The 11,801-nt window shown below is 34.7% G+C and carries 13 protein-coding genes; 4 read left to right on the top strand and 9 right to left on the bottom strand.

Going from position 1 to position 11,801, the window contains the following annotated elements; translation table 11 throughout:
- Positions 1 to 12 precede the first annotated feature (12 nt).
- On the top strand, positions 13 to 939 hold the full coding sequence (locus RBH94_RS13170; protein ID WP_307881320.1) for a type IX secretion system membrane protein PorP/SprF: 927 nt from the start codon (positions 13 to 15) through the stop codon (positions 937 to 939).
- Between the two features lie 11 nt (positions 940 to 950).
- Positions 951 to 2,867, top strand: coding sequence for an OmpA family protein (locus RBH94_RS13165; protein WP_307881319.1), 1,917 nt, complete (start codon positions 951 to 953; stop codon positions 2,865 to 2,867).
- 434 nt (positions 2,868 to 3,301) lie between these two features.
- Here RBH94_RS13165 and RBH94_RS13160 read toward each other — a convergent pair whose 3' ends face one another.
- Together RBH94_RS13160 and pdxH are read right to left on the bottom strand one after the other, a co-directional pair.
- On the bottom strand, positions 3,302 to 3,796 hold the full coding sequence (locus tag RBH94_RS13160) for a CAP domain-containing protein (protein WP_307881318.1): 495 nt from the start codon (positions 3,794 to 3,796) through the stop codon (positions 3,302 to 3,304).
- A 166-nt stretch (positions 3,797 to 3,962) separates the two neighbouring features.
- The gene (pdxH, locus tag RBH94_RS13155; protein ID WP_307881317.1) at positions 3,963 to 4,610 is read right to left on the bottom strand and encodes a pyridoxamine 5'-phosphate oxidase; all 648 of its coding nucleotides are present in this window, start codon (positions 4,608 to 4,610) and stop codon (positions 3,963 to 3,965) included.
- 89 nt (positions 4,611 to 4,699) lie between these two features.
- Between pdxH and RBH94_RS13150 the strand changes: the two genes are divergently transcribed.
- Positions 4,700 to 5,110, top strand: coding sequence for a hypothetical protein (locus RBH94_RS13150; protein ID WP_307881316.1), 411 nt, complete (start codon positions 4,700 to 4,702; stop codon positions 5,108 to 5,110).
- On the opposite strand, the gene RBH94_RS13145 is transcribed toward RBH94_RS13150, so the two are convergent.
- The 6 genes from RBH94_RS13145 to rpsA form a co-directional block, all read right to left on the bottom strand.
- A complete protein-coding gene (locus tag RBH94_RS13145; protein WP_307881315.1) occupies positions 5,103 to 6,011 on the bottom strand; it encodes a ribonuclease Z in 909 nt (302 codons plus the stop codon). The genes RBH94_RS13150 and RBH94_RS13145 overlap by 8 nt on opposite strands.
- Positions 6,012 to 6,014: 3 nt before the next feature.
- Positions 6,015 to 6,482, bottom strand: a complete 468-nt coding sequence (locus RBH94_RS13140) for a DUF3291 domain-containing protein (protein ID WP_307881314.1) — start codon at positions 6,480 to 6,482, stop codon at positions 6,015 to 6,017.
- Between the two features lie 3 nt (positions 6,483 to 6,485).
- Complete coding sequence (locus RBH94_RS13135) at positions 6,486 to 6,818, bottom strand: ribonuclease Z (RefSeq protein ID WP_307881313.1); 333 nt, start codon at positions 6,816 to 6,818, stop codon at positions 6,486 to 6,488.
- A gap of 3 nt (positions 6,819 to 6,821) precedes the next feature.
- On the bottom strand, positions 6,822 to 7,751 hold the full coding sequence (locus tag RBH94_RS13130; protein WP_307881312.1) for an aspartate carbamoyltransferase catalytic subunit: 930 nt from the start codon (positions 7,749 to 7,751) through the stop codon (positions 6,822 to 6,824).
- Between the two features lie 60 nt (positions 7,752 to 7,811).
- Positions 7,812 to 8,351, bottom strand: coding sequence for a bifunctional pyr operon transcriptional regulator/uracil phosphoribosyltransferase PyrR (gene pyrR / locus RBH94_RS13125; protein ID WP_307881311.1), 540 nt, complete (start codon positions 8,349 to 8,351; stop codon positions 7,812 to 7,814).
- Between the two features lie 206 nt (positions 8,352 to 8,557).
- The gene (rpsA, locus tag RBH94_RS13120) at positions 8,558 to 10,390 is read right to left on the bottom strand and encodes a 30S ribosomal protein S1 (protein ID WP_307881310.1); all 1,833 of its coding nucleotides are present in this window, start codon (positions 10,388 to 10,390) and stop codon (positions 8,558 to 8,560) included.
- Positions 10,391 to 10,682: 292 nt separating this feature from the next.
- Here rpsA and RBH94_RS13115 point away from each other — a divergent pair, with 292 nt between their 5' ends.
- Positions 10,683 to 11,063: a LysM peptidoglycan-binding domain-containing protein gene (locus tag RBH94_RS13115; RefSeq protein WP_307881309.1), complete on the top strand. Its 381-nt coding sequence runs from the start codon at positions 10,683 to 10,685 to the stop codon at positions 11,061 to 11,063.
- A gap of 44 nt (positions 11,064 to 11,107) precedes the next feature.
- Here the strand turns inward: RBH94_RS13115 and cmk are convergent, their stop codons facing one another.
- Positions 11,108 to 11,800 (bottom strand): (d)CMP kinase, encoded by a 693-nt coding sequence (gene cmk, locus RBH94_RS13110; protein WP_307881308.1) that lies wholly within the window; start codon positions 11,798 to 11,800, stop codon positions 11,108 to 11,110.
- Position 11,801 lies beyond the last annotated feature (1 nt).

Raw genomic sequence — 11,801 nt, 5'->3', positions numbered from 1 at the left:
AAATCTTAACCTATGAAACTTTTTAAACATTACATAATCGCTATTGCATTATTAAGTTGTACGGTTGGACTCGCGCAACAATTACCGCAGTTCACTCAGTACATGTATAATACAATATCTGTTAACCCAGCTTATGCTGGTAGTAGAGAAGCCTTGAGCATTGTAGGATTACACAGAAGCCAGTGGGTTGGTTTTAAAGGAGGCCCTATAACACAAACCCTTTCTATTCATAGTCCGTTAAGAAACGACAGAATAGGTTTAGGTTTGTCATTTATAGAAGACGATTTAGGTCCTGAAAATTTCACCTACTTATACGGTGACTTCTCCTATGCCATTCCAACCGGAGAAACAGGAAAACTGGCTTTCGGTCTTAAAGGAGGATTTACCCAATATAGTCTGGATTCTGAATTTTTAAACGACCCAAGTGTGGTTGAAGACACCTACTTTAGAGGGTTTGCTAATCGCTGGTCTCCGAATATCGGTCTTGGTGTTTACTGGAGTACGAATAAATGGTACTTAGGTTTATCAACACCAAGAATTCTAAACACCGATAGAAACAAAGAGGAAGGTTACGAAGCCTTAGAGCGTTTGAGTTACTATTTTACCGGTGGTTATGTATTCGACCTTAGTAAAACAATAAAATTCAAACCTGCATACTTAATAAAAGCAACAAACGGTGCCCCATTATCGTACGATCTTACAGCGAACTTTTTATTCAATGAAAAGTTTTGGTTAGGTGGTTCATATAGAATCAACGAACAAACAGCTGCTATTGGAGGTATCGTAGATTTTCAAATTTCACGACAACTACGTATAGGATATGCTTACGAAAAAGCCATTTCGGATATTGCTGACTATACAACAGGAACACATGAAATCCTGCTTATTTACGAATTCAAATTCTTAAGTACTAAACTAAAATCACCTAGATACTTCTAATACCCTAAGATATGAAGATTAAAAATTACATTTTAGTATTCGCTGCACTACTGCTAACCTTCACTGTGTTCGCTCAGCAAGGGAAACAAAATAAGGCAGACACACTATTCAATAAATTTTCTTTTGTAAAAGCGGCAGAAGTTTATAAGGAGCTTATTGCTAAAGATTACAATAAAGATTATGCAACAAGAAAACTGGCCGACTGTTACGCCTTGTTAAGAGATCCAAAAAATGCCTCTAAATACTATAAAAAGGTGGTAGAACAAGATAATGTTCCTGTAGAGTATTATTATAGCTACGCGCAATCTTTAAGAGGTATTAAAGATTATGACGAATCTGAAAAATGGTTAGAACGCTACAAGGATTCTGGTGGCGTTGTAAACAGCAATGATTTCTCTAAAGATTCAAATTTCATAACAAATGTATTCAACGCTAAGCAACAGTATTTCTTAGATAAATTCAATTTTAACTCAGAGTATAGTGATTTTGGAGCTTACGAGCACGATGGTAAAATATACTTCTGCTCTACCCGAGATGCCGGCGTTGCTATTAAACGTTTATACGGATGGAATGAACAACCTTTCTTAGATGTTTATGTAACCGAATTAGACTCTGAAGAAGAAGTAGACCATACTAAAAAATTGAAAGGAGATATCAATACTGTGTTTCATGATGGTCCTGTGACCATTACAAAGGACGGTAAGTATATGTATTTCTCTCGAAACAATTTTAAAGATAACGTAGAAAATAAAGACAACAAAGGTCTTACTAATATGAAGATCTATAGGGCTACTTTTAGGGATAGCATCTGGACAGATGTTGAAGACTTAGCCATTAACAGTGATAATTATTCAACCCAACACGCCGCTCTAAACAGTGATGATACTAAGCTTTACTTCGCTTCAGACCGACCAGGAGGCATGGGTGGATCTGATATTTACGTCGTAGATATTTCTGCCGATGGTGTTTTAGGAGAGCCTAAAAACTTAGGAGACGTTGTAAACACCAATGGTGCTGAAGGTTTTCCTTTTATAAATAATGAAGGTACCTTATTCTTCTCATCAGACGGTCATGTTGGTCTGGGAATGTTAGACATTTTTGCTTCAGTAAATGATGAAAATGACAATATCATTGATGTTATAAATTTAGGAACTCCGGTTAACTCTAGTAAAGATGACTTCTCATTTACCATGAGTGCGAGTGGAACTGCTGGTTATTTTGCATCAAACAGATCTGGAGGTAAAGGTGATGATGATATTTATGCTTACAACAGAATACCACCATTAAAAGTTGAAGGTGTTGTTTCAGATGCCATTAACAGCAATCCAATTCCGAATTCAACCATCAAATTATACGATGAAAAGGGTGGACAAATCGCTTATATGGAAACCGATGAAAACGGCTACTACTCCATTAATATAGATAGAAACCAGGATTACAAAATTGTTGGAAGTCATGATAAATACATAGAGGATTACAGAACGTTTACCTCTAAAAATTTGAAAACAGAATTAACAACAATAACTGCGAACTTATTATTAAACCCCGTAGAAGACGTTGTAAAACTTGCTGAGTTAAATACCATTTACTTTGACTTTGATAAGTATAACATCAGACCTGATGCTGCTGAAGAGTTAGATAAGATTGTCGATTTAATGGTTAACCAATACCCTGATATGGTAATTAGAATTGAATCGCATACCGATTCCAGAGGTTCTTTATCTTACAATGATAAATTATCGATAGACAGAGCAAATTCTACTTATGAGTATTTAATCTCACATGGTATTGCTCCTGAACGAATTACAGCTCATGAAGGATTTGGTGAACGCAGATTGACGAACGGATGTGACGGTAGTGAAGATTGTGAAGAACAAGCACACCAGTTAAACAGACGTACACAATTTATCGTTATTAAAATGGAATAACGACAAAGAAAAATCAAGCTAAATTCAATATTTTAAAAACCCATTAAGACTTGTTCTTAGTGGGTTTTTAGCTTTAAATAGAAATACCTTCATCTCACTCTTCATCTAAAATATTAATAAATAATAAAGATGTTATCTGACACTATATTCTAAACAGATTTCTTGCTTTCACAACTTCTTTTATGCTACTTCTTTCTGTTCATAATCCAATAGGTCTAGATGAACTATTATATCCTTATTCAGGAAAGTCCTAAGTCATTAACTATAACTATAGCCCCCAAATATTAATTACCTTAAAACAAAAAAAGCCTCCCCAACCAAGGGAGGCTCATACCTAAAGCTAAATTCAATAACAATTAAGTTATCAAGGTATAACCTATTAAATACATAACAGGCTATGCGGTAATTGCTATCAAACTGAGACTAGCAAATAATTATTTTTTAATGAAGATATTGGTATAATACCATTTACCTTCAGTGTTTACTTCGGCAGAAATGTCGAAGTTTGTAAAATCACCTTCAATGGTAGCGCGGTGCCCTTCGCTTTTTAGCCATGCATTAACTACCGATTCTGCAGAACTGTAACCATAAGCCACATTTTCAGAAACTTTAGATGCCCCTGCATTAGCCTTTAAGTATTCACTACGCTTGAAAAAATTAGCATGCGATACTTCATTATTATCTACCATATAATCGGTGTGTGTGTAAGCCACAGATTTTACAATGTTCATGTCCAATAAAGGATCAAGCCCTTTTGATAACCTGTGATCATTTATAAGATCTAAGATTTCGACTTCAATCGATTTGTCTTCTAAAATTATTAAACTAAATTCTTCTCCTTGTACTTCATCTTCAAGACTATCGGTGGTACAAGAAAAGCTTAGAAAAGCTAGGAGAGCCAAAAAAGGCAGTTTGGTTGATAACTTCATGGTTAGGTAAATTTAGATTTGGTTCTGTAAATTTAGAAGCCTAACTTGAAGTAACTGTTAAAGAAATGTTAAAATCGATTAACGACGTGTTTTTTATCGTTAAATAATGTATTTCATCGATTAAAAATATCGACTATAATAAAAAAAGTGTATTTCAGCGGTGAAATTATGGAGATAATCGATCAATCTGCCAATTGTAATCTGTTTGTAATGTATATCTAATGCGATCGTGTAATCTATTAGCTCTACCCTGCCAAAATTCCATTTCAACAGGCTTAACAATATAACCTCCCCAATACCCTGGTCTGGTTATTTCTTTGCCTTCGTATTCCTGTTCTAAATTGTGGAGTTTTTGCTCTAAGACCTGTCTACTCTCAATCACTTCACTCTGATCTGAAACCATAGCACCTAATTGACTGCCACGTGGCCTAGATTCAAAATAGCCATCGCTTAAATTTTCAGCTATTTTTTCAGCCTTACCTTTAATGATTACCTGACGCTCGGCAGCATGCCAAAAAAAAGACAAACAAACATTTGGGTTATTTGCAATAGCCTTGCCTTTCTCACTGTTATAATTAGTATAAAAAATAAAGCCTTCGTATGTATAACGCTTAAGCAGTACTACCCTGCTTTTCGGATATCCATCTAACCCGATGGTTGAAACGGTCATGGCATTGGTTTCATCTTCAACAAAAAAACTATCCACTTCATAAAACCATTTTTGAAACAATTCCAAAGGGTTTTCGGGAGCATCCTGCAATAATAACTCTCCTTTTTCATAAGATTTTCTATAGCTACTTAAGTCCTTTTCCATACTAATTTAAAATTATTCAAAATTAAATATTTCTTTTCATTCCTTAATAGAATAATCTTTCTAAATTAGGCCCTCCCTAACGAATTAATATGACATTTGAGAATTCCGCCTATTACGATAGCACGCAGTTCTTTAAATTACAAAAGCCATTTGGCACCTTTTATTTTGGTGAAAAATATATCTTATCTGAAATGAAAGAAGGCATTCATTTTGATTGGCCTATGGTAAAAGATTTAATGAATGATATCGAGGCTTATTATGGAACAGAGGCTAAACTGGCTTACATTTCCAATCGCATACATTCCTATTCCAGAGATCCTCATAACTGGAATAAATTATCGGAACTAAACGTTATTTTTGCTAGTGCCATCGTTATTTATAACCATATGGCTTATTTAAACGCCACCTTAGAAAAGCGTTTTTCTAAGGATAGTATAAAACGCTGTGAATCCTTAAACGAAGCTATTGAATGGGTGTTAGATTTAAGGGAGTTTAATTAAAATCGAACACCTTACCATCTTGAGATAACCTAACGTGTTTAAAGACTTCCCGTGCTTCTTCTTTAAACGGTTTTAAGCTATCGTAGCGCGTTGAATAATGCCCTAGCAACAAAACCCCTGCATTCGCTTTTTTAGCAATTGTAGCGGCTTCTTTTGCGGTTGAATGCTTTGTTGGTGGTGCCAAATGAGCGTGCTTTTCTAAAAACGTAGATTCATGATATAAAACATCGACATCTTTAATGATAGGCACAATATCTTCTTTGTACATAGTATCACTACAAAAGGCATAGCTTTTAGGTTTTTTACCAGGTTTTGTCACTTTTTCATTAGCTATTAACACCCCATCTTCATTTACAACATCAAAACCTTGTTGTAGTTTTCTATAGTAAGCCATATCTATATTAGCCTCCTCAACCAGATTAATATCTAATTTGCGATTACCTTCCTTTTCTTTAAAAAGGTATCCGTTGGTATATACACGATGATTTAAAGGAATGGTATGCACTTCAACTACTTCGTCTTCAAAAATTAATTCTGAATTGTTAGATGTTAACTCATGGAAAATAAGCTTATAATTAGTCCAGGAGTCCGAAAGTTTCATTTGAAGCGTAATAACTTCTTTTATGCCTTTTGGCCCATAAATATGTAAATCGGTTTCACGGGTTAATAAGCGAAATGTAGAAATAAGCCCAACTAAACCAAAAAAATGATCGCCGTGCAAATGCGAAATAAAAATATGCTTAATCCTGTTAAACTTAATTTTATGTTTGCGCAATTGTACCTGAGTCCCTTCGCCACAGTCTATTAAAAACATGTGGTTGTTAATTTCTAAAACTTGTGATGTGGTATTGGTTAAAGCTCTTGGCGTAGCACTGTAACATCCTAAAATTGTGAGCTTCATGTATTAAGGGGTTTTATAATTAATAGCATCGACTACCGAAAATTTACTTTTAAAGGTAAACGCATACGGCGTTTCTCCATGTGAATTTAAGTAATCTAAGCGAATTTTCGCATCTTTTAAAGTAGGTTTATAATCAATTGGCACATACCAAAATGCCATATGTTTCATTTGTACTTTAGAAAACCACTCTTTTTTTCTCTTAAAAACCTCAATATGATCGGAATGATAAATGTAATTGAAAAGTGACTGAAGATCTTCCCAAACAGAAATATTAACCAAAAGATTGTTTTCCTTAAAAACAGACAAAGCTTCATCTTTGTCTTCATCTTTAAAACGCCAAACAAAGCCGTCGCTTTTATCAGCTATAGCATTTATTCGGTCAACATTATTTATAAAATCCTGCATAATAGGATCGCTAAGTGGTGCTAAACCTTTCGCGATATTAACCTGTGCAAGATGGTAGGTCTTCATTTTTTAAAACCCTAAATCCCGTTCCATTTCTTCCATTTCAATAATATCGTAAGCCTCCTGCGTTGTAGGTACTACGACAATTTCATCTGGAGTTTCATCTAAATCAATCTTATCCGTAACAATAACAAACGAGTGCTTAGATCCACGATGCGTATTTGAAATTTCTAAAAATTCAACAATATCCTGTACACCAAGTGTTTTTAATGTCGATAGAATAACAATGATGTTACTGTTCTTAAACTTAGGATATAAGGCCTGCAGTTTTTTTACTAACTCTGGAAGGGTTGCTTTTTCCTGAGTAATAATCGATATGTTTCCGTCCTGATCTATAATCATTGTTTATTGTTTTATTTTAGACGCCAATAAATATATAACAGCCATTCTTACGGCAACACCATTTTGAACCTGATCTAAAATGATGGCTTGTTTAGAATCGGCCACATCGCTCGTTATCTCTACACCACGATTAATTGGCCCCGGGTGCATGATTGTAATTTCTTTATCTAAAGAATCTAATAACTCTTTATTTACTCCGAACTGTTGGGTGTACTCACGCGTTGACGGGAAATAACTAATATCCATACGCTCGTTTTGTACACGAAGCATATTAGCCACATCACACCAGTTTAAAGCTTTACGAAGATTAGTTTCTACTTTTACACCTAACTCATGAATATAACGCGGGATTAAAGTCTTTGGTCCGCAAACCATAACTTCTGCACCTTGTAATTGTAAAGCAAAAATATTAGAAAGCGCCACCCTACTGTGTAAAATATCTCCAACAATAACCACCTTTTTACCAGCAACATCACCTAAACGCTCTCGAATAGAATACGAATCTAATAAGGCCTGTGTTGGATGTTCGTGAGCACCATCACCAGCATTTACAATACTGGCGTTAACGTGTTTTGATAAAAATACACCAGCTCCAGGGTTTGGATGACGCATCACTACCATATCTACTTTCATAGATAAAATGTTGTTTACGGTATCGATAAGCGTTTCTCCTTTTTTTACTGAAGATTGTCCTGATGAAAAGTTTAATACGTCGGCAGATAACCTTTTTTCTGCCAATTCAAAAGACAACTTAGTTCGGGTTGAATTTTCAAAAAATAAATTGGCAATGGTAATATCTCGAAGTGAAGGCACCTTTTTAATGGGCCTGTTTATCACTTCTTTAAAATGATCGGCGGTTTCAAAAATAAGTTGAATATCTTGCTCATTAAGATATTTAATTCCTAACAAGTGATTTACACTTAATTCGCTCATTTTCTATGTTTAAAGTTAAGTGTTTAAACCTACCTGTAACAGTAGTTTAAACGGGTAAAATTATCGTTCTATAAGGTAAACTGAATCTTCATTATCTTTCTCCTTCCAGTTTACATGTACTTTCTCATTATTAATCACATCTACCTGTCTTCCTCTGTAGTTTGGTTGAATTGGTAAATGCCTGCTAAAACGTCTATCAATTAGCGTTAAAAGTTCAATTTCGTTTGGCCGACCAAACGATTGTATCGCGGTTAATGCGGCTCTTATACTCCTACCGGTATATAATACATCGTCTATAAACACGATGTTTTTATCTTCTACTAAAAAATTGATTTTGGTTTTATTGGCCTCTAATGGCTTTTCTCCTCGGCGGAAATCATCTCTAAAAAACGTAATGTCTAAATACCCTAACTGGATATTTTCAACCTTGTAATCTTCTCTTAAGATTTTAGCGATTCTATCGGCTAAATACACGCCACGTGGCTGTAAACCAATAAGTACAGTGTCTGAGAAGTCGTTATGTTTTTCAATAAGTTGACAAGCCAATCGGTGAAGAATGATGTTTACCTCTTTTTCGTTAAGTAAAACTTTCTGACTCATATACTATCCAAACGTATTTGGAGAGCAAAGTTAACTAAAAAAAACGTGTGAACCATACAGAAATGATGCTCCATTAAAAATAAAATCTTTCAAATGACATAAATCAGGTTTTACACATTGAGATATAAACACATAAAAAAAAAGACCTTCAAAAAATTGAAGGTCTTTTAGATTTATAATGGATTCCTAACTAAAGGAAGTAAAAATTATTTTTTACCGTCCATTTTATCTTTAAGAGCTTGTAAAGCATCGTTAGCATCACCTAAAGTTGGTTTTGCTTCTGCTGCTTGTGCTTCAGCTTTTCTAGCTGCTGCTTTTACGTTAGCGATTTCTTCTGCTTTAAAGATAGCAGTGTGAGATGCAACTACACGTTTAAACTCTTTGTTGAACTCAATAATTTTGAATTGAGCAGTTTCACCCTTTTTAAGTTTACTTCCGTCTTCTTTTTCTAAGTGACGAGAAGGGATGAATGCAACGATATCTTCGTTAAATTCTACTGTAGCTCCTTTGTCTACGATTTCAGCGATAGAGCCTTCATGAACAGTTTCTAAAGCAAATTCAGTTTCGTATTTATCCCAAGGGTTTGCAGTTGTTTGTTTGTGACCTAAAGATAATTTACGTCCTTCAACATCTAACTCTAATACTACAACTTCTAACTCATCTCCAGCTGAACAGAATTCACTAGGGTGCTTAATTTTCTTAGTCCAAGATAAATCAGAGATGTAAATTAATCCGTCGATACCTTCTTCTAATTCTACGAATACACCAAAGTTAGTGAAGTTACGTACAATACCTTTGTGTTTAGAACCTACAGGGTATTTAGTAGTAATGTCTGTCCATGGATCTGCAGTTAATTGCTTGATACCTAAAGACATTTTACGCTCTTCTCTATCTAAAGTTAAGATAACTGCTTCAACTTCGTCTCCTACAGATACGAAATCTTGAGCTGAACGTAAGTGCGTAGACCAAGACATTTCAGATACGTGAATTAATCCTTCAACACCATCAGCTACTTCAATAAATGCACCGTAATCTGCAATTACAACAACTTTACCTTTTACTTTATCTCCTACAGCAACTGTATCAGCTAAAGCTTCCCATGGGTGTTTGCTTAATTGTTTTAATCCTAATTGGATTCTTGATTTATCTTCATCAAAATCAAGGATTACCACGTTAAGTTTTTGATCTAATTCAACAATCTCATTTGGATGGTTGATACGAGACCAAGAAAGATCTGTAATGTGGATTAAACCATCTACACCACCTAAGTCGATGAATACACCGTAAGAAGTAATGTTTTTAACAACACCTTCTAATACTTGACCTTTTTCTAACTGACCGATGATTTCTTTCTTCTGAACTTCGATATCAGCTTCGATAAGCGCTTTGTGAGATACTACTACGTTCTTAAATTCGTGGTTGATTTTAACAACTTTGAATTCCATAGTTTTGTTTACGTACTGATCGTAATCTCTAATTGGCTTAACATCTATTTGAGAACCTGGTAAGAACGCTTCGATACCGAATACGTCTACAATCATACCACCTTTAGTTCTACACTTAACAAAACCGTTAACGATTTCTCCAGTTTCGTTTGCTTTAATTACACGATCCCATGCTTTGATTACACGAGCTTTTCTGTGAGATAATACTAATTGACCAGTTGCGTCTTCACGAACGTCGATTAATACTTCTACTTTATCTCCAACAGCTAAGTTAGGGTTGTAACGGAACTCGTTTAAAGAAATTACACCTTCAGATTTAGCGTTGATATCGATAATAGCATCTCTATCAGTAATGTGTACTACAGTACCTTCAACAACTTCATCATCTAAAGTGTCAACGAAATTCTCAGCTACTAATTTTTCAAATTCTTGTAATTGTTGAGCGTCTACTTCGTCAATACCTTCTTGGTAGTTGTGCCAGTTAAACTCTTTTAAGAATTTTTCAGGGTTTGCTTTAGCTTCAGATACTACTGGAGCTTCAACAGCTTTAGCTTCTGTTGCTTCAACTTCAGCTTGTTTTGCTTTTTCAGCCATGTGCTGATTAAAAATTTGTATTTTGTATGCTTAGGAAATATTACGCGGCAACCACACAAAAGTGTTATTAAATATTTGATATACAATCCTTTTACCTTTCCTGAACCGCTAAAAGGAGTGCAAAAATACATATTATTATGCTAATTACCTAAAAATGAGGAAATAAATTTAGTAGTGACTTCCATCCTACTTTCGGGTCTAACTATATAGGACTTAAAATCTTAACTTTTTAATAAAAGATAATAGTCTATAAATCGTTATATTGAAGGAAAAATATTAAACACTTATAATTATGACAGCAAAAGAAAAATACCAACCGGTGTTAGATTTAGGCGAAACTCTAAATGTTAAAGACGGTAAAGTTGAAGAGAAAGAAAACAAATTAAACGTATGGGGAACTACTAAAACCCAATACGAAAAAAATTTACTTTGGGATAAAATAAAAGAGATTGGAGGGAATAATCCCGAAGATATTATGGCTGACATTAAAGTAGAAGACACCAGCATTTATGCAAGACATACTGTGAAAAGCGGAGAAACTTTAGGTAAAATAGCAAAACACTACTATAAGGATGCTTCTAAATACCAAGCCATCTTTAAGGCGAATACCGATAAACTTAAAAACCCGGATTTAATTTATCCTGATCAGGAATTAGTGATTCCAAATTTATAAGAGATTAAAGTAAACAAAAGAGCGGTAAATACCGCTCTTTTTGTTTACTTATTTAATGTTTTGTTTACCAATTCAAGAATAACACTGAATTGCTCTTCTAAGGTTAAATTAGAATTATCGACTTCAATCGCGTCATCAGCTTTTACCAATGGTGAATCTTCCCGATGTGTATCAATATAATCGCGTTCCTGAACATTTTTTAAAACCTCATCATACACAACCTCATCGCCTCTATCAACAAGCTCTTTGTAACGACGTTGCGCTCTGGTTTCGGCAGAGGCTGTCATGAATAGTTTTAGTTCGGCGTTAGAAAACACGACGGTACCAATATCACGACCATCCATAACTACACCTTTATCTTTCCCCATTTGTTGCTGTTGTTCCACTAATTTGTGTCTGACTTCAGAAACAGCCGCCACAGTACTAACAAATCTCGATACTTCAAGGGTTCTGATTTTCTTTTCTACATTAACCCCATTTAAATATACTTCAGCAAAACCCAAAGCATCATTAAACTTAAAACTGATGTTAACATTTTCAAGATGCTCTATTAAACTTGCTTTATCAAAACCATTTTCATTAATAAATCCGTGACTCATGGCGTAATACGCTACTGCACGATACATTGCTCCAGTATCTACATACACATAGCCCAAATGCTTTGCTAACTGCTTCGCCACCGTACTTTTTCCTGTTGAAGAAAACCCATCTATTGCAATGGTAATTTTATTATTCATG

Origin of the sequence: Aestuariibaculum sp. YM273, assembly GCF_030908365.1 — a bacterium.
Classification (GTDB): domain Bacteria; phylum Bacteroidota; class Bacteroidia; order Flavobacteriales; family Flavobacteriaceae; genus Aestuariibaculum; species Aestuariibaculum marinum.
The sequence above is the reverse complement of the archived record's forward strand: the minus strand, read 5'-3'. Positions and strand labels throughout refer to the sequence as shown.

What these genes read in the sequence shown, in the direction of transcription:
- RBH94_RS13170 (WP_307881320.1), top strand. Translation starts at nt 13, where the DNA reads ATGAAACTTTTTAAACATTACATAATCGCTATTGCATTATTAAGTTGT.
- RBH94_RS13165 (WP_307881319.1), top strand. Translation starts at nt 951, where the DNA reads ATGAAGATTAAAAATTACATTTTAGTATTCGCTGCACTACTGCTAACC.
- RBH94_RS13160 (WP_307881318.1), bottom strand. Translation starts at nt 3,796, where the DNA reads ATGAAGTTATCAACCAAACTGCCTTTTTTGGCTCTCCTAGCTTTTCTA.
- pdxH (WP_307881317.1), bottom strand. Translation starts at nt 4,610, where the DNA reads ATGGAAAAGGACTTAAGTAGCTATAGAAAATCTTATGAAAAAGGAGAG.
- RBH94_RS13150 (WP_307881316.1), top strand. Translation starts at nt 4,700, where the DNA reads ATGACATTTGAGAATTCCGCCTATTACGATAGCACGCAGTTCTTTAAA.
- RBH94_RS13145 (WP_307881315.1), bottom strand. Translation starts at nt 6,011, where the DNA reads ATGAAGCTCACAATTTTAGGATGTTACAGTGCTACGCCAAGAGCTTTA.
- RBH94_RS13140 (WP_307881314.1), bottom strand. Translation starts at nt 6,482, where the DNA reads ATGAAGACCTACCATCTTGCACAGGTTAATATCGCGAAAGGTTTAGCA.
- RBH94_RS13135 (WP_307881313.1), bottom strand. Translation starts at nt 6,818, where the DNA reads ATGATTATAGATCAGGACGGAAACATATCGATTATTACTCAGGAAAAA.
- RBH94_RS13130 (WP_307881312.1), bottom strand. Translation starts at nt 7,751, where the DNA reads ATGAGCGAATTAAGTGTAAATCACTTGTTAGGAATTAAATATCTTAAT.
- pyrR (WP_307881311.1), bottom strand. Translation starts at nt 8,351, where the DNA reads ATGAGTCAGAAAGTTTTACTTAACGAAAAAGAGGTAAACATCATTCTT.
- rpsA (WP_307881310.1), bottom strand. Translation starts at nt 10,390, where the DNA reads ATGGCTGAAAAAGCAAAACAAGCTGAAGTTGAAGCAACAGAAGCTAAA.
- RBH94_RS13115 (WP_307881309.1), top strand. Translation starts at nt 10,683, where the DNA reads ATGACAGCAAAAGAAAAATACCAACCGGTGTTAGATTTAGGCGAAACT.
- cmk (WP_307881308.1), bottom strand. Translation starts at nt 11,800, where the DNA reads ATGAATAATAAAATTACCATTGCAATAGATGGGTTTTCTTCAACAGGA.